Source organism: uncultured Reyranella sp., assembly GCF_945957355.1.
GTDB lineage: Bacteria > Pseudomonadota > Alphaproteobacteria > Reyranellales > Reyranellaceae > Reyranella.
The window spans coordinates 1-26,648 of record NZ_CAMFKM010000019.1 but is presented as its reverse complement, the minus strand read 5'-3'; the positions used below and the strand labels follow the sequence as shown (position 1 = coordinate 26,648).

Annotated in this window: 21 protein-coding genes, 1 tRNA gene and 2 pseudogenes; 18 read left to right on the top strand and 6 right to left on the bottom strand. The window is 64.0% G+C overall.

The window, feature by feature from the left end:
* The first annotated feature begins 9 nt into the window (after nt 1-9).
* The 6 genes from Q0Q48_RS24050 (at nt 10) to Q0Q48_RS24025 (ending at nt 10,371) form a co-directional block, all read left to right on the top strand.
* Nucleotides 10-381: a hypothetical protein gene (locus Q0Q48_RS24050; protein ID WP_295143787.1), complete on the top strand. Its 372-nt coding sequence runs from the start codon at nt 10-12 to the stop codon at nt 379-381.
* 69 nt (nt 382-450) lie between these two features.
* Nucleotides 451-1,473, top strand: a complete 1,023-nt coding sequence (locus Q0Q48_RS24045) for an HNH endonuclease (RefSeq protein ID WP_295143784.1) — start codon at nt 451-453, stop codon at nt 1,471-1,473.
* A gap of 355 nt (nt 1,474-1,828) precedes the next feature.
* Complete coding sequence (locus tag Q0Q48_RS24040; RefSeq protein WP_295143781.1) at nt 1,829-3,547, top strand: DUF262 domain-containing protein; 1,719 nt, start codon at nt 1,829-1,831, stop codon at nt 3,545-3,547.
* Nucleotides 3,548-3,558: 11 nt separating this feature from the next.
* Nucleotides 3,559-5,946, top strand: a complete 2,388-nt coding sequence (locus Q0Q48_RS24035) for a class I SAM-dependent DNA methyltransferase (RefSeq protein WP_295143779.1) — start codon at nt 3,559-3,561, stop codon at nt 5,944-5,946.
* 38 nt (nt 5,947-5,984) lie between these two features.
* On the top strand, nt 5,985-7,307 hold the full coding sequence (locus Q0Q48_RS24030) for a restriction endonuclease subunit S (RefSeq protein WP_295143776.1): 1,323 nt from the start codon (nt 5,985-5,987) through the stop codon (nt 7,305-7,307).
* On the top strand, nt 7,300-10,371 hold the full coding sequence (locus tag Q0Q48_RS24025; protein WP_295143774.1) for a type I restriction endonuclease subunit R: 3,072 nt from the start codon (nt 7,300-7,302) through the stop codon (nt 10,369-10,371). The genes Q0Q48_RS24030 and Q0Q48_RS24025 overlap by 8 nt, the downstream gene beginning before the upstream one ends.
* 301 nt (nt 10,372-10,672) lie before the next feature.
* Here the strand turns inward: Q0Q48_RS24025 and Q0Q48_RS24020 are convergent.
* Nucleotides 10,673-10,762, bottom strand: a tRNA-Ser gene (locus Q0Q48_RS24020).
* 350 nt (nt 10,763-11,112) lie between these two features.
* Here Q0Q48_RS24020 and rplU point away from each other — a divergent pair.
* The 12 genes and pseudogenes from rplU to Q0Q48_RS23960 all read left to right on the top strand — a co-directional run.
* Nucleotides 11,113-11,406: pseudogene (gene rplU / locus Q0Q48_RS24015) on the top strand (50S ribosomal protein L21); the annotation flags it as partial.
* A 28-nt stretch (nt 11,407-11,434) separates the two neighbouring features.
* On the top strand, nt 11,435-11,707 hold the full coding sequence (rpmA, locus tag Q0Q48_RS24010; RefSeq protein WP_295143772.1) for a 50S ribosomal protein L27: 273 nt from the start codon (nt 11,435-11,437) through the stop codon (nt 11,705-11,707).
* A 73-nt stretch (nt 11,708-11,780) separates the two neighbouring features.
* Nucleotides 11,781-12,794, top strand: a complete 1,014-nt coding sequence (gene obgE / locus Q0Q48_RS24005; RefSeq protein ID WP_295143770.1) for a GTPase ObgE — start codon at nt 11,781-11,783, stop codon at nt 12,792-12,794.
* Nucleotides 12,791-13,906, top strand: coding sequence for a glutamate 5-kinase (gene proB, locus Q0Q48_RS24000; protein ID WP_295143767.1), 1,116 nt, complete (start codon nt 12,791-12,793; stop codon nt 13,904-13,906). Before obgE ends, proB begins: the two co-directional genes overlap by 4 nt.
* Before the next feature lie 16 nt (nt 13,907-13,922).
* Entirely contained in the window at nt 13,923-15,203 is a 1,281-nt protein-coding gene (locus Q0Q48_RS23995) for a glutamate-5-semialdehyde dehydrogenase (protein ID WP_295143765.1), read from the top strand.
* 10 nt (nt 15,204-15,213) lie between these two features.
* Nucleotides 15,214-16,302: a nicotinate-nucleotide adenylyltransferase gene (locus Q0Q48_RS23990; RefSeq protein WP_295143762.1), complete on the top strand. Its 1,089-nt coding sequence runs from the start codon at nt 15,214-15,216 to the stop codon at nt 16,300-16,302.
* A 21-nt stretch (nt 16,303-16,323) separates the two neighbouring features.
* On the top strand, nt 16,324-16,782 hold the full coding sequence (gene rlmH / locus Q0Q48_RS23985; RefSeq protein WP_295143759.1) for a 23S rRNA (pseudouridine(1915)-N(3))-methyltransferase RlmH: 459 nt from the start codon (nt 16,324-16,326) through the stop codon (nt 16,780-16,782).
* A gap of 123 nt (nt 16,783-16,905) precedes the next feature.
* Nucleotides 16,906-17,433, top strand: a complete 528-nt coding sequence (locus tag Q0Q48_RS23980; RefSeq protein WP_295143756.1) for a hypothetical protein — start codon at nt 16,906-16,908, stop codon at nt 17,431-17,433.
* The gene (gene gpmI, locus Q0Q48_RS23975; protein ID WP_295143753.1) at nt 17,433-19,025 is read left to right on the top strand and encodes a 2,3-bisphosphoglycerate-independent phosphoglycerate mutase; all 1,593 of its coding nucleotides are present in this window, start codon (nt 17,433-17,435) and stop codon (nt 19,023-19,025) included. Before Q0Q48_RS23980 ends, gpmI begins: the two co-directional genes overlap by 1 nt.
* Before the next feature lie 130 nt (nt 19,026-19,155).
* Complete coding sequence (locus Q0Q48_RS23970) at nt 19,156-20,547, top strand: S41 family peptidase (protein WP_295143750.1); 1,392 nt, start codon at nt 19,156-19,158, stop codon at nt 20,545-20,547.
* Nucleotides 20,548-20,568: 21 nt separating this feature from the next.
* Entirely contained in the window at nt 20,569-21,714 is a 1,146-nt protein-coding gene (locus Q0Q48_RS23965) for a divergent polysaccharide deacetylase family protein (protein WP_295143748.1), read from the top strand.
* A gap of 8 nt (nt 21,715-21,722) precedes the next feature.
* On the top strand, nt 21,723-22,196 hold the full coding sequence (locus Q0Q48_RS23960; RefSeq protein WP_295143745.1) for an RNA pyrophosphohydrolase: 474 nt from the start codon (nt 21,723-21,725) through the stop codon (nt 22,194-22,196).
* A 43-nt stretch (nt 22,197-22,239) separates the two neighbouring features.
* On the opposite strand, the gene Q0Q48_RS23955 is transcribed toward Q0Q48_RS23960, so the two are convergent.
* From Q0Q48_RS23955 to Q0Q48_RS23935, 5 genes and pseudogenes are all read right to left on the bottom strand, one after another.
* A complete protein-coding gene (locus Q0Q48_RS23955; protein ID WP_295143742.1) occupies nt 22,240-23,058 on the bottom strand; it encodes a ferritin-like domain-containing protein in 819 nt (272 codons plus the stop codon).
* Between the two features lie 111 nt (nt 23,059-23,169).
* Nucleotides 23,170-23,583 carry an ATP synthase F1 subunit epsilon gene (gene atpC / locus Q0Q48_RS23950; RefSeq protein WP_295143739.1) on the bottom strand — a complete coding sequence of 138 codons (414 nt, stop codon included), beginning with the start codon at nt 23,581-23,583 and terminating at the stop codon, nt 23,170-23,172.
* Nucleotides 23,584-23,587: 4 nt separating this feature from the next.
* Nucleotides 23,588-25,012: a F0F1 ATP synthase subunit beta gene (gene atpD, locus Q0Q48_RS23945; RefSeq protein ID WP_295143736.1), complete on the bottom strand. Its 1,425-nt coding sequence runs from the start codon at nt 25,010-25,012 to the stop codon at nt 23,588-23,590.
* A gap of 36 nt (nt 25,013-25,048) precedes the next feature.
* On the bottom strand, nt 25,049-25,933 hold the full coding sequence (locus tag Q0Q48_RS23940) for a F0F1 ATP synthase subunit gamma (RefSeq protein ID WP_295143733.1): 885 nt from the start codon (nt 25,931-25,933) through the stop codon (nt 25,049-25,051).
* Between the two features lie 17 nt (nt 25,934-25,950).
* Nucleotides 25,951-26,648: pseudogene (locus Q0Q48_RS23935) on the bottom strand (F0F1 ATP synthase subunit alpha); the annotation flags it as partial.

The window sequence follows — 26,648 nt, the reverse complement described above, 5'->3', positions numbered from 1 at the left end:
CCCGCCGTCGTGACCATCAAGGTGCCCTTTGCCGTGCGCAAGCGGGGTGGCCGGAAGCTGGTCCTGGCGCCAGACGGCGCGCCGGTGCCCCCTGCCGCGCCCCAAAACGACAGCACGCTCGTGAAGGCCATCGCCCGGGCGTTCCGATGGCAAAAGATGCTGGAGACGGGTCGGTACGCGACCATCAGGGAGATCGCCAAGGCGGAGAAGATCAACCCGTCCTACGTATCCCGCGTGCTCCGGCTAACGCTGCTCGCGCCGGCGACGGTGGAGGCGATTCTGGGTGGACGCGCTGAACAAGCGCCGACGCTCGCGGAGGCGATGGGGGTGTTTCCGGTGGAGTGGCATGAGCAGATCAACGCAGGATTCCGCCGTCCTTAGCAGGTCAACGCCGAAGACCATGCTGTCGCTGTTCCGAAGTCCAACGATCCACTATCATTGTTTCGTTCCGTGGCTGATCCGCGGGTCCGCGATCAGTGCGTAGCTGAGAAAGCCAGCGGCAGGCAGATGCGCTATTGGTGGGTCAATCAGAACCAGACCTACCACCACGAAGTTCAGGGTGGTTACCTCTGGTCGCCCAAACGCAACGCCAACGGCGCGAGAAACCCTTTCTATGAGTCAATGCGCGAGGTCGCGCCGGGCGACTTGATCTTCTCATTCATGGACACCCGTATCCTCGCGGTTGGGATTGCACAGTCATATTGCTGGGAAAGCCCGAAGCCGCTGGAGTTCGGCACAGCTGGCCAAAACTGGGAGAATATAGGTTGGAAGGTAAAGGTCAGCTTCACCGAGCTTGCCAACAAGGTGCGCCCCAAGGACTACATAGAGATCCTTCGCCCCCTTCTCCCGGAAAAATATTCGCCACTGCAACCCAACGGGAATGGTCTTCAATCGGTCTACCTCACTGAAGTGCCCATCGGGCTGGCGGAGGTGCTCGTTGGCCTGATCGGGCATGAGGTCGTGCCCCTCGTGGCAGCGGCAAGCGCCGTGAAACCTATCGCAGCCGACGATCTCGATCTCTGGGAGCGGAGGCTCGAGCGGCAACTCGCCGAGGATGCCACAGTTCCAGATACTGAACGGCAGGCGATCATTCGTGCCCGGATTGGACAAGGCCTATTTAAGGAACGGGTGGCCAAAATCGAAACCCGCTGTCGTGTCACCGGCGTCGAGAATTCCGTCCACCTGATCGCCAGTCACTGCAAGCCGTGGCGCGATGCGACCAACGAGGAACGGCTCAACGGCGAGAATGGACTCCTCCTAACCCCGAGCATCGATCATCTCTTCGATCGGGGCTTCATTGGCTTCGAGGACAACGGCAGGCTTATAATCTCGCCGGTCGCTCACCGGCCCTCCCTGCAGCGAATGGGCATCGACACGACCGCCGCCGTCAATGTGGGTGGGTTTACCAGCGGCCAAAAGCAGTTTCTCGACTTCCACAGGAACGCTGTGTTGTTGCAGTCAGTCAGGTCTTAGCGCGCCTCAACCGTCTCCGGCTTGCGGCGAGAGAAGATGCTGGAGACGGGTCGCTACACGACCATCAGCGAGATCGCTAAGGCCCAGAATATCAATCCGTCCTACGTCTCACGCGTGCTCCGCCTGACGTTGCTCGCGCGCCGGCGACGGTGGAGGCGATCCTGGATGAGCGACTTCCTCATGTCTAGGCATGCCCCGGCCGTCGCCTCCATCAAGCCCCCACTCGCCGTGCGCAAGCGAGCCCGCTGCGCCGACTTCCGCACCAGCCGACACTCGTTCGTATGAGTGCGAGACTAAAAAACTGCTAGTCTTGCCACCCGCCGTAGACGGACATTCACGGAGAATACAGCCAACAATGGCCAAGACACTTGAAGCGCACGACAAGCTGATTCGGGAGATTTTCGAGGGCAGTTACCAGTTCGAGATTCCAGACTACCAGCGCCCCTACGCCTGGACGACCGAACAAGCAGGCGAGTTGTTCGATGATCTTATCTCCGCCATGCAGGACGCGCGCGTCTCCGGCGTGACCAGCCAATACTTCCTCGGCAGCATCGTTCTCATCAAAAACGACCGCGAGCCGAAATCGTCGGTGGTGGATGGTCAGCAGCGCCTGTCCACGCTGACGATGCTGTTCGCGGTGCTGCGCGAAGCCATGCCGTACGCAGCAGACGATATCACCGACTTCCTATACAAGAGGGGCAAGGTCAGCCTTGGCGAAAAGAACGAATACCGCCTAACCGCCCGCGAGGAAGATGCCGACTTCTTCCGCACCAACATTCAAGAGCCGGGCGGCATCGCACAATTGGTCACAAATACCGACAAACTTGAAGACAGCCGCTTGCGCTACCGCGAAAACGCCACGCTACTGCTTACCAAAGCCAAGGCACTACCGCCTGCTGACCTGAGTGCGCTTTGGCAGTTCTTGGCCAACGACTGCTCGCTGGTCGTCATCTCCACACCCGATCTTGAGGCCGCTTACCGAATCTTCTCCGTGCTCAACAACCGCGGGCTCGACCTTGCGCCTATCGACATCATCAAGGCACAGGTTCTGGGACTAATCCGAACCACGGCAGGCGAAGTCAAGAGCCGCGCCTACGCTAAAGAATGGAGCCGGATTGAAAGCGCGCTAGGTCGAGACGCCTTCGGCGACTTATTCGGCCACATCCGCACCATCTACGCCAAGCAGAAGCAACGGGCCACTCTGGTCAAGGAATTCCAGGAGCACGTCACTGAGTACAAAACTCCCATCGATCTCGTTGACAAGGTCGTAAAGCCTTATGCCGAAGTGTGGGACTTCGTGCGTGACGCCGACTTCGAGGCCACCGAGCACGCCGAGACGATCAATGAGCACCTATCTTGGCTCAACCGCGTAGACTTCAAGGACTGGGTGCCTCCGGCGCTGGTGTATTTCAAGCGCTTCCGGCAAAAGCCCAAGCTGCTGGCGGAATTCTTCGAGTCGCTGGAACGCCTGACCTATTTCCTGCTGGCCACCAAGGTGGGCATCAACGAGCGCATCGAAACCTATGCTGCACTTACCAAGGAAGTCGAGCCGGATACCTTCAAGGGGGATCTAGACGAGCTCACCACGCTGGCCCTAACAGACGCCCAAAAGCGCAAGTTCGTCTCGGCGCTTGATGGAGACGTGTACGTCGATCTGCCGAAGGCAAGGATGGCGTTGGTCTTGCGTCTTGAATCCTTGGTGCGCGCCCCTGGTGTGCAGCTTCAAGATGCTGTTTCACTCGAGCATGTCCTGCCGCAAACACCGCCCGACGATTCCGCCTGGATAAAGTGGTTCCCGGATGAAAGCGAGCGCAATGCCTGGACGCACCGTTTAGCCAATCTGGTTCCGCTGGATAAGCACAAGAACTCATCAGCCAGCAACTACGAGTTTTCCAGGAAAAAGGACACATATTTCAAGGGTAAAGGCAAGGCCTCACCTTTTGTGCTGACGCAGGAAGTCAGAGCAGAAAGCGAGTGGACTCCCGCGCTTCTGGCAGAGCGTCAGAAACGACTTGTGGGTGTCCTCGAAGACCATTGGCATCTCAGCGTCGTGACAGGCACGGCGGTGAGCTAGGGAAAATAGCGATGCAGAAGAAGCAACAGCAAGACAAAAGCCAGATAAAGTGGATTTCCGACTTCATCTGGAACATCGCCGACGATCGCCTGCGCGACGTCTATGTGCGCGGCAAGTACCGCGACGTGATCCTTCCATTCACTGTGCTACGTCGGCTCGACGCCGTGCTTGAGGCCACTAAGAACGAGGTGCTTGAGCGCAAGAGGTTTCTCGATACCCACAAGGTAGCCGAACAAGACGGCGCGCTGCGTATGGCAGCAGGCCAAGCTTTCTACAACGTGTCAGAATTCACCCTTACCAAGCTGAAAGCCAGCGCGTCAGGGCAGCGCCTTCGAGACGATTTCATTGCCTATCTTGATGGCTTCTCGCCCAACGTGCAGGAAATTCTCAACAAGTTCAATTTCCGCAACCAGATCCAGAAGCTCGTGGATTCCCACGTCCTAGGCTACCTAATCGAAGACTTCCTCGACCCCGAGATCAATCTCGCGCCGCTGCCGGTTAGGGATGTCGACGGCCGCATCAAGCTGCCCGCGCTGGACAACCACGGCATGGGCACGGTGTTCGAGGAGCTTATCCGGCGCTTCAACGAAGAAAACAATGAAGAGGCCGGCGAGCACTTCACCCCGCGCGACGTGGTGCAGCTCATGGCGAAGCTGCTGTTTCTGCCGGTGGCCGACCGCATCGAATCTAGCACTTATTCGCTCTACGACGGTTCCTGCGGAACTGGCGGGATGCTGACCGTTGCCGAAGAAGCCTTGCACGAACTGGCCGGCGAACACGGCAAGGAAGTATCCATCCATCTGTTCGGACAGGAAATCAGCGACGAAACCTACGCCATCTGCAAAGCCGACCTGCTCTTGAAAGGCGAAGGCGCGGAGGCCGAGAACATCTTTGGCGGCGCGGACAAATCCACTCTGTCTGCCGACCAATTCCGCAGTCGCGAATTCGACTTCATGATCTCCAATCCGCCCTACGGCAAGAGCTGGAAGACCGATCTCGAGCGCATGGGCGGCAAGAAGGAATTCAGCGACCCACGCTTCATCGTCAGCCATGCGGGCAACGCCGAATTCAAGCTCCTCACCCGATCCAGCGACGGGCAGCTCATGTTCCAGGTGAATAAGCTGCAAAAGATGAAGCACAACACGCCGCTGGGGAGCCGCATCGCACTCGTGCACAACGGCTCGGCGCTGTTCACCGGCGACGCGGGCCAGGGCGAAAGCAACATCCGCCGCTGGGTACTGGAGAACGACTGGCTCGAAGCCATCATCGCCCTGCCGCTCAACATCTTCTACAATACGGGAATCGCTACCTACGTCTGGGTGCTAGCCAACAAGAAGACCGAAGAGCGCCGTGGCAAAGTGCAGCTGATCGATGCATCTCGGTGGTTCCAGCCGCTGCGCCGCAACCTTGGTAAGAAGAATTGCGAACTGAGTGATGCCGATGTAGCCCGCATCCTGGATCTTTACCTCGGCAATGCAGGAGAAACCGCTGAGTCCAAGTGGTTCGACACACAGGACTTTGGCTACTGGAAGATCACTGTCGAACGTCCGCTGCGGCTGAAAAGCCAACTCTCCGACGAAAGAATCGAGCCCCTGCGTTTTGCCACCGGCGAAGAGGCACTGCGCGCCGAGATCTACGCCACGCACGGCGAGGCGCTTTATACTGAGTTCGCCAAGCGCAAACCGATCATCGAAGCGTGGTTGAAAGGCGAGAATGAGGACGAAGAAGACGATAGTGAAGACAGCGACATTGGCGATGACGGCGAAGGCTCCACCGCCCGTAAGGCCGTGCCCGCCAAGCGCCGCAAGAAGCTCCTCGACGCCTCTACGTGGTACCGCGACAAGGCGCTAATGGAGGTGGCACTACGAACGCAAAGGGCGATGGGTAGCGCCGTGTTCGACGACCACAACGAGTTCCGCTCCCGCTTCGATGCCGCACTCAAGGCGCAGGGCGACAAGCTCGGAGCGCCCGAGAAGAAAGCCATCTACAAGGTAGTGAGCTGGCGCGACGAGACCGCGCCACCGGTCGTCACCAAGCGAAGCAAGCTCAAAGCGGGCGAGAACTTTGAGCCCGGACTTGATGGCGTGCACCTGGAGGCTGTAGGCAAGGATCGCTTCACAGTTGAGTACGAACCTGACAGCGAGTTGCGCGATACCGAGCAGGTGCCGTTGAAGGAACCGGGCGGCATCGACGCCTTCTTTGCCCGCGAGGTACTGCCGCACGCGCCGGATGCGTGGATTGCCAGAGACAAGACCCAGATCGGCTACGAGATTTCGTTCGCCCGCTACTTCTACAAACCCGCACCGCTCCGCACGCTGGCGGAAATTCGCGCTGACATCCTCGCGCTCGAGCAACAGAGCGAAGGACTGCTACACAAGATCGTTGGGGGCGCGCGATAGTGATAAGGAGCATATATCCAAGCTACCGGCTGCCAAAGATGCGTTGGTTGCCTACCGTACCAGAACACTGGAACGAGCAACGCGCCAAGACCTTCTTCCGCGAGGTAGACGAACGCTCGCGCACCGGGCAGGAGGAACTGCTGTCGGTATCGCACCTAACCGGCGTCACACCGCGCAGCCAAAAGAATGTCACGATGTTCAAGGCAGCGAGCTATGTTGGCTCGAAGCTGTGCCGTCCAGGCGACATCGTCATCAACACGCTGTGGGCATGGATGGCGGCGCTTGGTGCGAGCAGACACGTGGGCATCGTCAGTCCCGCCTACGGAGTGTACCGGCCGCACCGCGCCGACAGCTTCAACCCGGCCTACCTAGACTACCTGTTGCGCACCCGCGCTTACGTGGCTGAATACATCGGTCGCTCGACTGGCATCCAATCCTCGCGCCTACGACTGTATCCAAACCAGTTCCTCGACATTACGCTGATCCAGCCACCGCGCCCTGAGCAAGACCAGATCGTCGCCTACCTGCACGCGCAGGACGTACACATCGCCCGCTTCATCAAGGCCAAGCGCGATCTCATCAAGTTGCTCACCGAGCAGAAGCTGCGCATCATCGACCAAGCGGTCACACGTGGTCTCGACGCGGCGGTCACGCTCAAGCCGTCCGGCATCGAATGGCTAGGCGAGGTGCCGGAGCATTGGCAAGTCGTTCACATCGGCTCCGCAGTGCAGATCGTCAACGGCTATCCGTTCGACAGTGGATTCTTTGACGCGACCATTGGGCATCCGTTAGTTCGTATTCGCGACCTAAATCGAACCCACACGGAAGTCCACTTCAATGGTCCGGAAGTTCGTGAAGCAGTGATCAACACTGGCGATCTCATCGTCGGAATGGATGGCGACTTCAATGCAGCACGTTGGCGTGGCGGGCGCGCCTTGCTAAACCAGCGGATGTGCTGTTTACGCCCGCGTAAGCAGATCACCACGGAGTACTTGGCGCTAGTCATCACGAAAGCCCTCAAGTTCGTCAATGATCTTACGCTATCGACGACGGTGAAACACCTTTCGTCCGGTGACGTGAAGCGCCTTCGTTTTCCCGTTCCTGGCAAAATCGAGCAGATGCAGATCGTGGGGCACGTTGAAGCTGAAACGGCTCCAGTTGATGACGCCATCGCCCGCACCGAAGAAGAAATCAAGCTGATCCGCGAATACCGGGACCGCCTGATTGCCGACGCGGTCACAGGCCAAGTCGACGTGCGTGACTGGCAGCCTGGCCCGGAGGACATGGCGGACGACACGGCCTTAGCCGCGCTCGGCGATGGCCAAGGGAATGTGACGGACGCGGAGGACGGCGATGGCTAAGACTGACACCAGCGAGCGCTGGTTCGAGGCGCGCGTGGTGCGCGGCCTGACCGGCGTGCCGCAGCCCGAGTACAGCCATGCCCTGGCTCCCACCGACTTCGCCGCAACCCACAACGGTTACAAACAGGGCAAACCTACCGACTACAACCGCGACGTAGCGCTGGATGTGGTGCAACTGCTAGCCTTTTTGCAAGCCACCCAGCCCAAGGCGTTAGATACGCTGGAACTATCGGCGGACGGTATCAAACGCACTCAGTTCTTGCACCGGCTGCAAGGTGAGATTACCAAGCGCGGCGTGGTGGATGTGCTGCGTAAGGGCGTGAGCCATGGGCCGGTACACGTCGATCTCTACAAACTGCTGCCCACGCCAGGCAACGCCGTCGCAGCGGACGCCTTTGGCAGAAACATCTTCAGCGTTACCAGGCAGGTGCGTTACAGCAACGACTCCGGCAACGAACTGGATTTGGTTATTTTCATCAACGGTCTGCCGATACTAACGTTCGAATTGAAGAACTCGCTGACCAAGCAGACGTTAGCGGATGCCATTGTCCAATATGAGACCACGCGCAACCCCCAGGAGCTACTGTTTCAATTGGGTCGATGCGTTGCGCACTTTGCGATCGATGACGCGGAGGCCGCGTTCTGCACCGAATTGAAGGGCAAAGCGTCTTGGTTCTTGCCATTCAACCAGGGTTGGAACAGCGGCGCAGGCAATCCGCCTAACCCGGATGGTCTGAAGACCGACTACCTGTGGAAGCAGGTTTTGACTCGCGAGTCGCTGGCCAACATCATCGAGAGTTATGCGCAGGTAGTGGAAGAGGAAGAAGCGGGCGCCAGCAGCAAGAAGCGCAAGAAGCGTAAGCAGGTCTTTCCGCGCTTCCATCAGTTGCGCACGGTTCGCGCCCTACTGCGTCGGGCACACGGCGATGGGGTCGGCAGGCGTTACCTAGTTCAACATTCGGCAGGCAGTGGCAAGAGCAACACCATTGCTTGGCTGGCGCACCAGTTGGTGGAGCTTCGTCGCAAGGACGACCCGCTGACAGCGCAGTTCGATTCCATCATCGTCATCACCGACCGGCGCGCGCTGGATACACAGATCGCTCGTACCATTAAGGGTTACGACCACGTGGCAGCGATCTTCGGCCACTCCGATAACGCGCAGGAATTACGGGAGTACTTACGTCGCGGTAAGAAAATCATCGTCACCACGGTGCAGAAATTTCCGTTCATCCTTGATGAACTGGGTGACCTCTCCAGCAAAAGCTTCGCGCTGTTGATTGACGAGGCGCATTCCAGCCAAGGCGGCAAGACCACGGCGCGGATGCACGAAGCTCTCGGTGGCAAGGTTACGGAGGAGGAGTTCGAGGAAGACAGCACACAGGATGCGGTCAACACGGAAATCGAAAAGCGCATCGCCTCGCGCAAGCTGCTGGCCAACGCCAGCTACTTCGCCTTCACCGCCACCCCCAAGAACAAGACGCTAGAGTTGTTCGGCGAGAAGATCCTCGTTGGCGACGAGGTCCAGTTCCGTTCACCTGGGGAACTCACCTACACCACCAAGCAGGCCATCCAGGAAAGGTTTATCCTCGACGTAGTAGAGAACTACACCACCTACAACAGCTTCTACCAGGTGGCCAAGACGGTGGCGGACGACCCGGAATTCGACAAGGTTAAAGCGCTCAAAAAGATCCGCCACTACGTCGAATCAAACGATAAGGCCATCCGCAGCAAGGCCGAGATCATGGTCGACCACTTCATCGCACAGGTCGCGGGCAAGCAGAAAATCGGCGGCAAGGCGCGGGCGATGATTGTGTGCAACGGCATTGCGAGGGCCATCGACTACTGGCGCGAGGTGTCGGACTACCTCACGATGATCAAGAGCCCGTATAAGGCCATCGTGGCGTACTCAGGTGACTTTGCGATTGGGGGCCATAAGAAGACCGAAGCCGATCTGAACGGGTTTCCGAGCAAGGACATTCCGGCCAATCTCAAGCAAGACCCGTATCGGTTCCTGGTCGTTGCCAACAAGTTCGTCACCGGCTTCGATGAACCCCTGCTGCACACGATGTACGTGGACAAGCCGTTAGCAGGTGTTCTGGCGGTTCAGACTCTATCGCGCTTGAACCGCGCGCATCCGCAGAAGCACGACACCTTTGTGCTCGACTTCGCCGACAACGCCGAGGCGGTCAAGTCTGCGTTCCAGGACTACTACCGCGCCACCATCCAGACCGGCGAGACAGACGCCAACAAGCTGCACGACCTGAAGGCTGAACTCGACGGGCAGCAGGTATATAGCTGGCCGCAGGTGGAAGATTTGGTGGCGCTGTACCTGAGCGGCGCAGACCGGGACAAACTCGACCCCGTCCTCGATGCTTGCGTGGCCGAATACAACGATAAGCTCGGCGAAGCCGATCAGGTCAACTTCAAGGGAAAAGCCAAAGCCTTCGTGCGCAGTTACGGCTTCCTTGCCGCGATCCTGAGCTATGGCCACCCGGCGTGGGAAAAGCTGTCGATCTTCCTGAACTTCCTAATCCCCAAGTTGCCCGCTCCCAAGGAAGAGGACCTCTCAAGAGGGGTGCTGGAGACCATCGACATGGACAGCTACCGAGTGGAGGCCAAAGCTGCTTTGAAGATGGTGATGGCCGACGCGGACGCCACGGTTGAGCCAGTACCGCCGGCAGGTGGTGGAGGCAGGGCCGAGGCAGAGATCGATAGGCTCTCAGCGATCGTCAGAACTTTTAATGACCTTTTCGGGAACATCGAGTGGAAAGACGAGGATAAGATCCGCAAGGTTATCGCCGAGGAGATCCCCGCGCGGGTGGCGCAGGACAAGGCATACCAGAACGCACAAGCGCACTCCGACAAGCAAAACGCCAAGCTGGAGCATGACAAAGCGCTCAATCGCGTGGTGCTAGAGCTGCTGTCCGATCATACCGAGCTGTTCAAACAGTTCAGCGACAACCCCGGCTTCAAGCGCTGGCTAACGGACACGGTATTCGATGCGACTTACCATCAGGGTGCGGCGCCACCGCAAGCGCCGCCACGTGCTGATACGAGTGCATAACGACGAAGGTCCAGCTATTGCGGCCGCGCCTACCCGAACTTCGGATCCCGGCTCCGCTCTCTGACCGCCCGGACCATCGAAACACGCAGAACCACGCCCCGAATTCGTCAATTAGATCAGAGACTTACAAGAAGCGTACTAAATCCCGCAGTCATCAGCTTTGGAGAGAAAGGGCCTGGGAGAGAGACATTCGGCCCTTCCGGCGCCGAGGCCGGTCAACAGGTCCAAATCGGAATGCCCGCGGCTATTGGGCTTTCTGTGGCCGTCGCGGGGACGGAGAGACTGTCAGTTCACGGACAAATGGCGGAGAGGGTGGGATTCGAACCCACGGTACGCTTGCACGCACAACGGTTTTCGAGACCGTCCCGATCGACCACTCCGGCACCTCTCCGAGCGCGGGTTTATAGGCGGGCGTCCTTGGGGGAGCAACAGGTTCCGGCACAGGGAGGCGGAAATCCGAATAAGCGCATCAATTCAAGCTCTTAAGGACCCCCAGATCGCACACCCGGAGGCCGTTTGATGTTTCCAGCGAGCGCTGTCCCGCGCGTCGCCCCCTGAAATCATTGGATTTTCCGGGCCCGAACCGCCCCATCGACGAGGCATCGCCCGGCGCTTCTCCGACATTGACTCAAGAACCGGCATGCGTATATTCCGCGCTTCTTCGGCGGGCCCTGCGGGTCCGCCGCGTTCTTTCGTGTTTTTCGGCAATTCGAGCCGGAGAACCTCAAGCCAGGTGTCATCATGATCGCCGTAATCCGCACGGGTGGAAAGCAATACACGGTCGCCGCCGACGACCAGCTCACGGTCGAGAAGATCGACGGTGAGGCCGGCGCCAAGGTCGAATTCACCGACGTGCTGATGGTCGGCGACAAGGTCGGCGCGCCGACCGTTGCCGGCGCCAAGGTCGTGGGCTCGATCGTGAAGCAGGCCCGCGGCGAGCACCTGATCGTCTTCAAGAAGCGCCGTCGCCAGAACTCGCGGCGCAAGAACGGTCACCGTCAGGACCTGACGGTGGTCAAGATCGAACAGATCGTCGCCTAACTGAAGCGACCGGAGTAGTACGATGGCACATAAGAAAGCAGGCGGCTCCTCGCGTAACGGCCGCGATTCCGACGGCAAGCGCCTGGGCGTGAAGCGCTTCGGCGGCCAGAAGGTCGTCTCGGGCAACATCCTGGTCCGCCAGCGCGGCACCAAGATGAGCGCCGGCGAGAATGTCGGCGTCGGCCGCGACCACACCCTCTTCGCCGTCGCGGACGGCGTCGTGTCCTTCCGCACCCGGTCGGGTGGCAAGGTCGAGGTGAACGTGCTCCCGGCGCCGGCACTGGCTGCCGAATAGAGCCGTTCATCCCATTGGATTTGTGAAGGGGGAGCGGCTCGCCGTTCCCCCTTTTCGTTTCTGGACCCTACCCATGAAGTTCCTCGACCAGGCCAAGATCTACATCCGCTCCGGCAATGGCGGCGCGGGATGCGCGGGCTTTCGCCGTGAGAAGTTCATCGAGTTCGGCGGTCCGGACGGCGGCGACGGCGGCCGCGGCGGCGACGTCATCCTCGAATGCGTCGACGGCCTCAACACGCTGATCGACTACCGCTACGCCCAGCACTTCAAGGCCGAGACCGGCCATCACGGCATGGGCAGCCAGCGCACCGGCGCCAAGGGCAAGGACATCGTGCTGCGCCTGCCGCGCGGCACGCAGGTCTTCGCCGAGGACAACGAGACGCTGCTGGCCGACATGACCGAGATCGGCCAGAGGATCGTCATCGCCAAGGGCGGCGACGGCGGCTATGGCAACCTGCACTACAAGACCTCGACCAACCGCGCGCCGCGCCGCGCCGACAAGGGCTGGCCCGGCGAGGAGATGGCGCTGTGGCTCAGGCTCAAGCTGATCGCCGATATCGGCCTGGTCGGCCTGCCCAATGCCGGCAAGTCGACGTTCCTCTCCACCAACACCAACGCCAAGCCCAAGATCGCCGACTATCCATTCACGACGCTGCACCCCGGCCTCGGTGTGGTGAAGGTGGGCGAGCGCGAGTTCGTGATGGCCGACATTCCGGGCCTCATCGAGGGCGCGCATGAAGGTGCGGGCCTCGGCACGCGCTTCCTCGGCCATGTCGAGCGCTGCCGCGCGCTGCTGCACCTGGTCGACGGCACGCAGGACGACGTGGCCGATGCCTATCGCACGGTGCGTCGCGAGCTGAAGGCCTATGGCGGCAACCTCGCGCGCAAGAAGGAAATCCTGGCCCTCAACAAGACCGATGCCATGACGCCCGAAGACATCGAAACCAAGCGCGCGCAGCTCGCGAAGGTGAGCCGCAAGACCGTGCATGTGATTTCGGCCGTCTCGGGCCAGGGCGTCCAACCGCTGCTGCACGAGCTGATGAAGCTGGTCGACAAGCAGCGCGCACCCGCCGAGGACGCGGCATGACTCCCCTCGCCCGCGCCAGGCGGCTGGTCGTCAAGATCGGCTCCTCGATCCTGGTGGACGAGACGAAGGGCGAGGTCCGGCGCGACTGGCTCGAGGCCCTGACCAACGATGTGGCGCGCCTGCACAAAGGCGGCTGCGAGGTCGTGCTGGTCTCGTCCGGCGCCATTCGCCTGGGCCGTACCCATCTCAAGCTGGCGTCGGGGCCGCTGCGCCTCGAGGAGAGCCAGGCCGCCGCGGCCACCGGCCAGATCCGGCTCGCCCAGGCCTACCAGGAGGCGTTGGCACGGCACGGCATCACCGTGGCGCAGATCCTGCTGACCCTGAACGATTCGGAGGAGCGCCGCCGCTACCTCAATGCGCGGCAGACCATGGCCACCCTGCTCGGCCTCGGCGCCATCCCGGTGATCAACGAGAACGACACGGTCGCCACCGACGAGATCCGCTTCGGCGACAACGACCGCCTCGGCGCTCGCGTCGCCGAGATGATCTCGGCCGACACGCTGGTCCTGCTGTCCGACATCGACGGTCTCTATACGGGCGACCCGCGCAGCGATACCTCGGCGACGTTCATTCCCGAGATCCGCGAGATCACGCCCGAGATCGAGGCGATGGCAGGTGTTGCGGCCTCGGAGATGTCCAACGGCGGCATGGTGACCAAGCTGATGGCCGGCCGTATCGCCATGGCCGCGGGCTGCCGCATGGCCATTGCCGACGGCCGCAAGGTGGGCGCGCTGGGCGCGCTGATCGACGGCACCGCGCGCTGCAGCTGGTTCCTGCCCGAGGGCTCGCCCCTGTCGGCGCGCAAGAAGTGGATCAAGGGCTCGCTCAAGACTGCCGGCACGCTCGTCGTCGACGATGGTGCGGTGCGCGCGCTGTCCTCCGGCAAGAGCCTGCTGCCGGCCGGCGTGACCGCGGTCGCCGGCGAATTCCGGCGCGGGGATGTGGTCGACGTGAAGGATCGCGGCGGCAGGGTTCTCGCGCGCGGGCTGGTCGCCTATGCCGCCGAGGATGCGCGCCGCATCGCCGGCCGCAAGAGCGTCGACATCGAGCGGCTGCTGGGCTTCCGCGGCCGCGACGAGATCGTCCATCGCGACGACCTCGTGGTCGAGTGAACAGACGGAGCAGTCCATGAACGTCCAGACCAAGCCCGCCGAAGACGCCACGGTCATCGTGGCCGAGCTCGGCCGCCGCGCGAAAGCCGCCGCCGCCTTCCTGCGCAACGCTCCGACCGACGCCAAGAACAGGGCGCTCCTCGAAGCCGCCCGCCTGATCCGCGCGGAAAAGAGCGCGATCCTGACCGCCAATGCGCGCGACATCGAGGCGGCCAGGGCCGCCGGCATGACCAGCGCCCTGCAGGACCGGCTGCTGCTGAACGACGCGCGCATCGAGGCGATGGCCAAGGGCCTCGACGACATCGCCGCCCTGCCCGATCCGGTCGGCGCGATCATCGAGGAGTGGAAACGGCCCAACGGTCTCGCCCTCAGCCGCGTGAGGGTGCCGATCGGCATCATCGGCGTGATCTACGAGGCGCGGCCCAACGTTACCGCCGATGCCGGTGCGCTGTGCATCAAATCGGGCAATGTCGTGGTCCTGCGCGGCGGCTCCGACAGCTTCCATTCCTCGCGCACCATCGTCGAGCTGCTGCGCCGCGCGCTGGCCAGTGCCGGCCTGCCGGAGGATTGCGTGGCGCTGGTGCCGACGACGGATCGCGCCGCCGTGGGCGAGATGCTGCGCGCCATGGACTGGCTCGACCTCATCGTGCCGCGCGGCGGGCGCTCGCTGATCGACCGCGTGACGCAGGAAAGCCGCGTGCCGGTGCTGCGCCACTATGACGGCATCTGCCACGTCTATGTCGATCGTGACGCCGACGTCGCCATGGCGCGCGACCTCGTGGCCAACGCCAAGATGCGCCGGGTCAGCGTCTGCGGCGCCGCCGAGACCCTGTTGGTCGACCGCGCTGCGCTCGACACGCACCTGAAGCCGGTGCTCGACAGGCTGCACGAGCTGGGCTGCGAAGTGCGCGGCGACGACGAGGTCCGCAAGCGCGATCCCAAGGCGCTGGCCGCCACCGAGAAGGACTGGCGCACGGAATATCTCGAACCGATCATCTCGGTCGCCACGGTCGACGGCGTCGACGGCGCCATCCGGCACATCGCGCGCTACGGCAGCCAGCACACCGAATCGATCGTCACCGACAACGACGCGACGGCACAGCGCTTCCTGAGCGAGGTCGACAGCGCCATCGTGATGCACAATGCCAGCACGCAGTTCGCCGACGGCGGCGAGTTCGGCCTGGGCGCGGAGATCGGCATCTCGACCAACCGCATGCATGCGCGCGGCCCGGTCGGGCTGGTCGAGCTCACGACCTACAAGAACATCGTGCGCGGCACGGGCACGCTTCGCCCGTGAACATCGCGTCATGAGCCTGCACCCGATGCCGGGCGTATCGCGGGCCACGACGCGGCGCATCGGCCTGCTGGGCGGTTCGTTCAACCCGGCGCATGACGGCCATCGGCACATCAGCCTGGAGGCGCTGAAGCGGCTCGGCCTCGACGAGGTCTGGTGGGTGGTCTCGCCGCAGAACCCGCTGAAGAGCGGCGACGGCATGGAGCCGCTCTCGACCCGTGTGGCCCGCGCCCGCCAGCTCGCCCGCCATCCGCGCATCCGCGTCGCCGCGCCCGAGCTGGTGCTGGGCACGCGCTACACGCTCGACACGGTGCGGGCGCTGAAGCGCGTCTACCGTGACGCGAAGTTCGTCTGGCTGATGGGGGCCGACATCCTGCCCCAGCTCGTCGACTGGGCGAACTGGCGCGAGCTGTTCGCAACCGTTGCCATCGCAGCCTTCGCGCGGCCGGGCTGGGGCCTTGCCGCGCTGGCCTCGCCGGCGCCGCGAACCTTCGCGCGATTCCGCCTGGGAGCGGACCAGGCCCGGCAGCTGGCCACTTGCGAGCCGCCGGCCTGGTGCTTTATCCCGAGCAGGTTGGATGAACATTCCGCGACGGCCATCCGCGCCGGGCGGCCCCGACGGACCAGATCGAAAGGAAAGACCATCCCCGCCCAGACCCGCACGCTTCCCGATCGAAGCAAAGCCTCCGACGCGCTCCTCGAACTGGTGCGCCAGTCGCTGGACGACAACAAGGCCGAGGACATCGTCGTCATCGACCTCAAGGGCAAGTCGGCCTTCGCCGATTACATGGTGATCGCCTCCGGCCGCTCGACCCGCCAGGTCGTGGCCATCGCCGAGCATCTCGCCGACAAGCTGAAGCAGACCGGCCACGGCTACACGCCCGTGGAAGGCAAGCAGACCGGCGACTGGGTGCTGGTCGATGCCGGCGACGTGATCGTGCACGTCTTCCGCCCCGAAGCGCGCGCCTTCTATGCGCTCGAAAAGATGTGGGCGCTCGAGGACGAGGCCGCCGCCAAGCCGGTCAAGAAGACCGCCGTCCGCAAGACGGCCGTGAAGAAGGCGGCGGCCAAGCCCGCGGCCCGACGCAAGCGCGCCTCGTGATGCCGGCGGCGTGAGCTTCGATTGAAGATCACGATTGCCGCCATCGGCCGCGCCTCGCGCGGGCCGGAGCGGGACCTTTACGACCACTATGCCGGCCGCATCCGCTGGCCGCTCGTGTTGCGCGAGATCGAGGAGAAGCGGAAGTTGCCGGCGCCCCAGCTCATGCAGCGCGAAGGTGAGCTGCTGCTCGAAGCCGCCCCGGCCGGCGCGACGCTGGTGATGCTGGACCGCCGCGGCAAGGTGCTGGACAGCGAAACCTTCGCCGCCCGCCTGGGTGGCTGGCGCGACACGTCGGTCTCCGATGTAGCCTTCCTGATCGGCGGCGCCGATGGCCACACGGAAGCGATGCTGAAAAAAGCCACGCTCGTCCTGTCATTTGGCGCCATGACCTGGCCCCATCTCCTCGCACGCGGGATGCTGGCCGAGCAGATCTACCGCGCCCAGCAACTCCTCGCCGGCCATCCCTATCATCGGGCCTGAAAAGGCGATTTTGCCTCTGTTCTGACGAAAAACCGGGGCTACATTGGCACCATGCACCCATTCTCCCGGTGGCTCGTGGCCACTTCGTCCGCCCTTCTCCTGGCAGCCGCTTCGAGCGCCGCAATGGCCCAGTCGACGAGCCCGACGACACCCGTCCAGAAGCCGGCCGCGAAGCCCGTCCGCAGCATCCCCTACGTCTCGATCACGGGCGAAGACGGAAAGCAGCGCCACTACGAGACCAACGCCATCCCGCTCCTGTTCCACCGCGCCTGCTTCGGGTGGCGCATGTATCTCGGCGGCCCCAACCGGGTCGTCTCGCTGAAGGAGGTCCTCACGACCTCGCAACCGGCAGAGCAGGTGATCGCCGGCCCCGAGACCGAGGTCAGCGCCGACAAGACCAAGGCCACGACGCGCATGCTCGAGACGGTGCAGGACGGCGTGCTGCAGCGCTCCTGGTGCATCATCCCTGGCGATCCGCCCGGCACCTACACCTACGATGTCAGCATCGACGGCGAACCGCGCGGCGAGTTCGTGTTCTGCGCCATCGAGGTGCCGGACCAGAATCCCAACACCGATCCGCGCGAGTTGAGCTGTCCCAACAAGTTCAATGCCGTCGAACGCGCCCAGCCCCAGATCCGGAAGGCTTCGTAATGGCGTCTCCTGCTCCGCGTCCCGTCCTGCTCTGCATCCTCGACGGATGGGGTCATCGCACCGATCTCTCGAACAACGCGATCCTGGGCGCCCGCACGCCGAACTTCGACCGGCTGGTCGCGACCTGCCCGCAGGGGCTGATCGACGCCTCCGAGACCTTCGTCGGCCTGCCCAAGGGCCAGATGGGCAATTCCGAGGTCGGCCACATGAATCTCGGCGCCGGCCGGGTCGCCGTGCCGGACCTGCCGCGCATCGACAATGCGATCGAGGACGGCTCGCTCGCCAGGAGCCCGACCCTCGCCGGGACGATCGAGCGGCTGAAGCAGAGCGGTGCGGCGCTGCATCTGATGGGCCTCGCCTCGCCGGGCGGCGTGCATGCCCACCAGGACCATCTGGTCTTCCTCGCCAACCTCGTCGCGGGCCAGGGCGTGCCGGTCTGGATCCATGCATTCCTCGACGGACGGGACATGCCGCCGCGCAGCGCGCTGGAATGCCTCGACCATATCGAGGCCGGACTGAAGCCCGGCCTGCCGATCCGCTTCGCCACCGTGACCGGCCGCTTCTATGCCATGGACCGCGACAAGCGATGGGAGCGCGTGACCCTGGCGTACGACGCCATGGTCGATGCCAACGGTGAAAGGGCCATGGCGCCGAAGGAGGCCGTCGACAAGGCCTATGCGGCCAAGCTCGACGACGAGTTCGTCCTGCCGACGGTGATCGACGGCTATGCCGGCATGAAGGACGGCGATGGCCTGCTGATGTTCAACTACCGCTCCGACCGGGCGCGGGAAATTCTGACGGCACTGCTCGATCCGCGGTTCGACGGTTTCAACCGCAATCGCGTCGTGGCTTTCGGTACGGCCGTCGGCATGGCCGAGTATTCGGCCGCGCTCAATCCCTTCCTGAAGACGCTGTTCCCACCCGAGATCATCAAGATGGGTCTCGGCGAGACGGTGTCGCGCGCGGGCCTGAAGCAGCTGCGCATCGCCGAGACCGAGAAATATGCCCACGTCACCTTCTTCTTCAACGGCGGCGAGGAGCGCGTGTTCGAGGGCGAGGAGCGCATCCTCGTACCATCGCCCAAGGTGAAGACCTACGACATGAAGCCGGAGATGAGCGCGCCGGAAGTCACCGAAAAGCTCGTCGAGGCCATCGGATCGGGCAAGTTCGACCTGATCGTGGTCAACTACGCCAACACCGACATGGTCGGCCATACCGGCGACCTCTCGGCGGCGACCAGGGCGGTCGAGGCGGTCGATGGCTGCCTCGGACGGCTGATGCAGGCGATCCAGGCGGCCGGCGGCGTCATGTTCGTCACCGCCGACCATGGCAATGCCGAGCAGATGTACGACGAGCAGTCGCATCAGAAACACACCCAGCACACGTTGAACCGGGTGCCCGCGCTGCTGTTCAACGCCCCCGCCTCGGTCCATTCGCTGACCGACGGCAAGCTGGCCGACGTGGCCCCCACGATGCTGGCCCTGATGGGCGTTCCGCAACCCGTGGAAATGACCGGTAGATCAATGCTCTCGAACGCCTCTCGACCTGCTGTCCTGGCGGTACCGCGCCCAGCGGCCGCAGCCTCTGCCTGATTTGTGAAGCGGCGCCGGGCCCCGGCGCCTTGATCCTGCCAAAGACGCCCCTGTATCTTCCAACCCACGCTGAAACACCGGATCGCCGGGCTCCCAAAGCCCCTGGCGACTCCCTCCTGAAGGCACCCAAATGACCTTTCTGCGCTTCGCCTCCCTCGCCACGGCCGTGGCTTTCCTGGCCACACCCGCCCTCGCGCAGACCAAAGCCCCCGATCCGAAGGCCGCCGGCGGCGACAAGAGCGAACTCTACCAGCAGCTCAATCTGTTCGGTGACGTGCTGGAGCGAATCCGCCGCGACTATGTCGAGCCGGTCGAGGAGAAGCAGCTCATCGAGAATGCCATCAACGGCATGCTGAGCGCGCTCGATCCGCATTCGAGCTACATGAACCCCAAGTCCTACAAGGACATGCAGGTCCAGACGAAGGGTGAGTTCGGCGGCCTCGGCATCGAGGTCACGATGGACAATGGCGTCATCAAGGTCGTGTCTCCGATCGACGACACGCCCGCCTCGAAGGCCGGCATCCTGCCCGGCGACCTGATCTTCGCGCTGGACGGCGAGCCGGTGCAAGGCCTCACCCTGCAGGAAGCCGTCGAGAAGATGCGCGGCAAGGTCGGCACGCCGATCAAGGTCTCGATCCGCCGCGGCACCAAGGATCCGTTCGACGTCTCGCTGACCCGCGAGACCATCAAGGTGAAGCCGGTCAAGTTCCGCCTCGAGGGCGGCGACATCGGCTACATCCGCGTCACCTCCTTCACCGAGCAGACCACGCCCGGCGTGCTCGACGCGGTCGAGAAGCTCAAGAAGGAAGCCGGCAACAAGCTCAAGGGCTACATCATCGACCTGCGCAACAACCCGGGCGGCCTGCTCGACCAGGCCATCGCGATGTCGGACGCCTTCCTCGACAAGGGCGAGATCGTCTCGGTCAAGGCGCGCAAGAACGACGACGTGCAGCGCTGGAACGCCAAGCCCGGCGACGTCGCCAACGGCCTGCCGATCGTGGTGCTGATGAACGGCGGCTCGGCCTCGGCCTCCGAAATCGTGGCCGGTGCGCTGCAGGATCACCGCCGCGCCATCGTTCTCGGCACGCGCTCGTTCGGCAAGGGCTCGGTCCAGACCATCATGCAGGTCACCGGCGGCGGTGCGATCCGACTGACCACGGCGCTTTATTTCACGCCCTCGGGCCGTTCGATCCAGAAGGAAGGCATCAAGCCGGACATCGAGGTCGAGCCCGCGAAGATCGAGAACATCCAGCAGCGCTCGAGCTTCCGCGAGGAGAACCTGCGCCGCTCGATCACCAACCCGAACGAGAAGCCGGCGGCGCCCGCGAAGCCCGAAGCCGGCAAGCCGGGCGACAAGACCGACGACAAGGCGGCCGGCCAGACCGCCCCGCAGGCGGCGCCGCAGGCAGCGCCGGCCGGCGACCCGGACGAGCCGCCGAAGGAGCAGGCTGCCGACTACCAGCTTCTGCGCGCGGCCGACCTGATCCGCGGCATCTCGCTCTACACCGGAAAGGCCAACTGACCGCACTCCGAGGATGACGCCATGGCCAGTCCCGGCCGGCGCGTCGCGATAATCGCAAAGAAACGGCCAGACCCCAGGGGTCTGGTCGCGGCCTATCTCCTGGTGATCGGACTGATCGCGGCCTCGGCCGGCGTCGCCTTCGGCGACTTCGGTGAAAGGACTCCGCAGCTCGTCGATAGCGCCGTGGCGGCCTCGGTACCGCCGCCCGTAACCGGGGAGCCCGTCGCCCTGGCACCACCGGCGGCTGGAATACTGTCGCTGCCGCTGCCGCGTCGCCCGCCGAAGCCGTCGGGATTCCGCAGCCTGCCCGCCGAAGATCTCGCGGCGATGACCGAGACGACCGCCGACGGGCTTCGCCTGCCGCGCGTAGCACCCTCCGGCTGGATGCCATGGATCGCCAATGCGAGGCGCTTCGATCCGGCGGGCCCGCCGGCGCGCCTCGGCCTGCTCGTGATCAATATCGGCGTCAACGAGGCCGCGATGCGTCGTGCCATCGAGGACCTCCCACCCGAGGTCAGCCTGGCATTCCTGCCCGGTACGCCCGACCTGCCGCGCTGGCTGGCGCAGGCCCGTACGTTCGGCCACGAGAGCTACCTGATGCTGCCCATGGACGATCCCGCCGTCGCCGAGCGCGGCGTGCGGCCGATCGAAGCCACCGCCGATGGGCCGGAGAACCTGCGTCGCCTGCGCGCCACCCTGGCGCGCGGCGAAGGCTATGTCGGCCTGGTGATCTCGCCACCCGGCCGCGCAGCTCAGTCTGAGACGGTGATGCGGCCGCTGGTCATGGAGATCGCCGAGCGAGGCCTCGCGGTGATCGAGGTCAATCCGGCCCCCGGAACATCGCCGATCCAGCGCCTGACCGAGGAGCTGGGCGTGGGCTATGCCCGCAGCACCGATGTGCTGGACTACAAGCTCGCGGGCGACGGCGTCGGCGGCAATCTCGACCGGCTGGGCGCCTGGGTTGGCGAGACATCGGCCGACCGCGCGCCACGCCATGCCTTCGGCGTCGTGCAGCCGGACGACGAGGCCATCACCGCCATCGCCGCCTGGTACAAGGGGCAGGAAGGAAAATCGACCTTGTCCTTCGTGCCGATCATCGGGCATTTCGAGTGCCGCGACGCCTGCATGGCTCGCCTGCGGGCCCAACCGGCGCAGCTCCGCCCCTGACGAGGTCCATGACCACCGCCATTACCCCGCAAGAATATCGACGGAACGTCGGCCTGATGCTGATCGCTCCGGACCGCCGTGTCTTCGTCGGCTGCCGCGCCAACCAGCCCGACGCCTGGCAGATGCCCCAGGGCGGCATCGACAGGGGTGAGACGCCGGTGGAGGCCGCCTGCCGCGAACTGCACGAGGAGGTCGGCACGACCAAGGCGCTGCTGCTGCGCGAGAGCGCCGGCTGGATTTCCTACGAGGTGCCGGAGGAGCGGCGGCCCGCCTACTGGAAGGGTCGCTGGCGCGGTCAGTCGCAGAAGTGGTTTGCGCTGGCCTTCACCGGCACGGATGCCGATATCGACATCGATGCGCACGACCAGGAATTCGCGGCCTGGCGCTGGATTGCGCCCAGCGAACTGTCGGGGCTGATCGTGCCGTTCAAGAAGGCTGTCTACGACGCGGTGTTCCAGGAATTCGCCGACCTGATTTCCTGAGTGCAGGACCGATCATCGGAGCGCGCCACTCCAATGAGACGCTTCAAGCCCCCTGCGACGCCAGCTTGGCGGCGTTGCGGCGAAGGAACCACAGGCCCGCGCGGGTCATCAGGTTGTTGAGGCGGCCCTGCGGCTCCAGCCCTACGGCCTTCAACACCATCGCCATGGCGCGCTGGACATGGGTCTGACGATAGAGCGGATAGGCGCGCCTGGCATAGGCCTGCATGTTGCGCTTGCGGTCGTAGACAGCGTCGGGCCGCCCGTTGGCGGCGAAGTAGGCATAGGCCAGTTCGTCGTCCTCGCTCTCGGCCAGGCGTCCCCAGCCGATACGCAGGCGGGACCACCGGTTCAGCCGATCGCGTTCCAGGCAGCGATTGAGGTGTTCGTAGAAGAGCTTGTAGTGACGGAATTCGTCAGCTGCGATCTTCTGGCATACCTGCTTCAGGACCGGCTCCTCGGTCGCATCCTTGAGGGCGCTGTAGTAGGAGCTGGTGCCGGTCTCGACGATGCAGCGGGCGATCATCTCGCCGGCCTGGCTACCGCGCACCGATTCGCTGACATGGAGCGGCACCTGGTAGCCCGTCCGGAAGCGCTCGAAGGCGGCATCGAAATCCCAGGACGGATCGGCAAGCTGTGCCCAGCGACCGAGCGCCATGCCGTGCTGGACCTCTTCGGTCACCCAGTTGTCGACGGCGGCCATGAACTCGGGGTCGTCGGCAAAGACCCGGCCGAGATAGATGCCGTAGTCGCCGCCGTTCCGCTCCACCAGGGCCGCCGCCTTGATGTTGCGGAGGATCTCAGGATCCACCTTCGACGCATCGAAGCGATCCCAGGCGATCGTCTCGAGTGTCCAGTTACCCATCAACGAGCCCCCGGCGCATTGTCTTACCAGCGTAATAAAGCCGCCTCCGGCCCGCCTTTCAATGGCAGACCGGATTACTTTTCGACTGAAAATTGCGCAGTAGCGCTGAAATCAGCGGCTGGCGTAGAAGGCCTGCGCGCGCTTCAGATCCTGGGCGATCCCCAGGTTCTTCTCGGCGGCGGCCTTCTCGGCGGGCGTAGCGGCGTCGGTGATATCGTTGCGCGCCGCGCGCTCGCGGTCGTCGAGCTGCGCGACGGTAACCTGTTCGAAGGGCACAGCCTCATCGGCGAGGACCGTGCACCGCTCCGGGGTGACTTCGGCGAAGCCGCCGGCCACCAGGAAACGGCGCTCGACCTTGCTGCCCTGATAGACCTCGAGAACGCCGGGGCGAACGGTCGAGACCAGCGGGGCGTGACCCGGGAGGACACCGAAGTCGCCTTCGCTGCCCGGGACGACCACCATGTCGGCCTCGGTCGCGAGCAGCTCGCGCTCGGGCATCACCAGACGGAAGGAGACCTTGGCCATGTGCTTAGGCCGCCTCGGCCGCGAGCTTCTTGGCCTTGGTGACGGCTTCCTCGATCGTGCCGACCATGTAGAAAGCCGGCTCCGGCAGGTCGTCGTACTCGCCGGCGACGATCGCCTTGAAGGCCTTGATCGTGTCCTCGAGCTTCACGAACACGCCCGGGGTGCCCGTGAACACCTCGGCGACATGGAACGGCTGGCTGAGGAAGCGCTGGATCTTGCGGGCGCGGCTCACGACCAGCTTGTCCTCTTCCGACAGCTCGTCCATGCCCAGAATGGCGATGATGTCCTGCAGCGACTTGTACTGCTGCAGCACGCGCTGCACCGAACGGGCGACGTTGTAATGCTCTTCGCCGACGACGCGCGGGTCGAGCATGCGCGAGGTCGAGTCGAGCGGATCGACGGCCGGGAAAATCGCCTGCTCGGCGATCGAGCGGCTGAGCACGGTCGTGGCGTCCAAGTGGGCGAACGAGGTCGCCGGCGCCGGGTCGGTCAAGTCGTCGGCGGGCACGTAGATGGCCTGCACCGAGGTGATCGAACCCTTCTTGGTCGAGGTGATGCGCTCCTGCAGGGCGCCCATGTCGGTCGACAGGGTCGGCTGATAACCCACCGCCGAGGGGATGCGGCCCAGCAGCGCCGACACTTCCGAACCGGCCTGCGTGAAGCGGAAGATGTTGTCGACGAAGAACAGCACGTCCTGGCCTTCGGCGTCGCGGAAGTACTCGGCGACGGTGAGGCCCGACAGTGCCACGCGGGCGCGGGCGCCCGGCGGCTCGTTCATCTGGCCGTACACCAGCGCCACCTTCGAGCCCGGACCGTCGAGCTTGATGACGCCGCCCTCGATCATCTCGTGATAGAGGTCGTTGCCCTCACGGGTACGCTCGCCGACGCCGGCGAACACCGACACGCCGCCGTGCGCCTTCGCGACGTTGTTGATCAGCTCCATGATCGTCACGGTCTTGCCGACGCCGGCGCCGCCGAACAGGCCGATCTTGCCGCCCTTGGCGTAGGGCGCCAGCAGGTCGATGACCTTGATGCCCGTGACCAGGATCTGCGCTTCCGTCGACTGCTCGACGAACTCGGGCGCGCTGCGATGGATCGGCAGGGTCTGCTTGTTGCCGACCGGACCGCGCTCGTCGACCGGCTCGCCGATGACGTTCAGGATGCGGCCCAGCGTCTCGGGGCCGACCGGCATGGCGATCGGGGCGCCGGTGTCGACCGCCTTCTCGCCGCGGACCAGGCCGTCGGTCGTGTCCATCGCGATGGTGCGGACCTCGGATTCGCCGAGATGCTGGGCGACTTCCAGCACGACCAGGCGTCCGTCGGCGTTCACGTGCAGCGCGTTCAGGATGTTCGGCAGTTCGCCTTCGAAGCGAACGTCGACGACCGCGCCCGTGATCTGGGTGATCGTGCCGATGTTGTTGGTAGCCATTACGGATCCCTTTCCTTCGATTGCCTGGCAGCCGGCCTAGATGGCCTCGGCGCCCGAGATGATCTCGATGAGTTCCTTGGTGATCGACGCCTGGCGCGAGCGGTTCATCTGCAACGTCAGCTTCTTGATCACGTCGCCCGCGTTGCGCGAGGCATTGTCCATGGCCGTCATCTGCGAGCCGTAGAAGCTCGCCGCATTCTCCAGCAGGACGCGGAAGATCTGGACGGTGAGGTTGCGCGGCAGCAGGTCGGCGAGGATCTCGCCCTCGTCCGGCTCGAACTCGTAGATCGCGCCGCCGGCCGCGGCCGGCGCGGCCGAGGCTTCAGGCATCGGCGGCGGGATCAGCTGCTGGACGGTGACGACCTGCGTCATCGCCGACTTGAACTGGTTGAAGATCACCTTGGCGACGTCGAATTCGCCCGCGTCGTACATCTCCATGACCCGCGCGGCGACCTTCTGGGCGTCGCCGAAGGACAGGCGCGGACGGCCCAGGTCGGTCATCGTCTCGACGATCAGCGAACTGAAGTCGCGCCGCAGCTGGTCGCGACCCTTGCGGCCGACGCAGAAGATCTTGACCGTCTTGCCTTCGTTCAGCAGGGCGCGGATCTGTCGCCGCGCCTCGCGCACGATGGTGCTGTTGAAGCCGCCGCAGAGGCCGCGGTCGCCGGTGGCGACGATGACCAGGTGGACCTGATCGGAGCCGGTGCCCGCCAGCAGACGCGGCCCGCCGGTTGCGCCCTTGAAGCTCGCGCCCAGCGAAGCCAGGATCTTGTCCATGGCTTCCGCATAGGGACGGGCCGCCGTGGCCTGCTCCTGGGCGCGCCGCAGCTTGGCGGCCGCCACCATCTTCATGGCCTTCGTGATCTTCTGCGTCGACTGGACGCTTCGGATCCGCAGCCGGTAGGTCTTGAGACTGGGCATCTAAACCTGCGGGCGCCTTAGGCGAACTTCTTGACGAAATCGCCGAGGAACGCCTTCAGCTTGTCGTCGGTCTCCTTGACGATCTCGCGCTTCTCGCGGATCGAGGCGAGGATCGAGCCCTCGGCGCGAACGGCATCGAGCAGCTGATGCTCGAAGTCGTTCACCTTGTTCACCGGCAGCGAGTCGAGGAAGCCGCGGGTGCCGGCGTACAGCGACACGACCTGCTCCTCGACCGGCATCGGCGAGAACTGGCCCTGCTTCAGCAGCTCGGTGAGGCGCTGGCCGCGCGCCAGCAGGCGCTGGGTCGAGGCGTCGAGGTCCGAGGCGAACTGGGCGAAGGCCGCCATCTCGCGATACTGCGCCAGCTCCAGCTTGATGGTGCCGGCGACCTGCTTCATCGCCTTGATCTGCGCGGCCGAGCCGACGCGGCTGACCGACAGGCCGACGTTAATGGCGGGACGGATGCCCTGATAGAAGAGCTCGGTCTCGAGGAAGATCTGGCCGTCGGTGATCGAGATGACGTTCGTCGGAATGTAGGCCGACACGTCGCCGGCCTGCGTCTCGATGACCGGCAGCGCCGTCAGAGAGCCCGCGCCGTTCTTGTCGTTCAGCTTGGCCGCGCGCTCGAGCAGGCGCGAGTGGAGATAGAACACGTCGCCGGGATAGGCTTCGCGGCCCGGCGGGCGGCGCAGCAGCAGCGACATCTGGCGGTAGG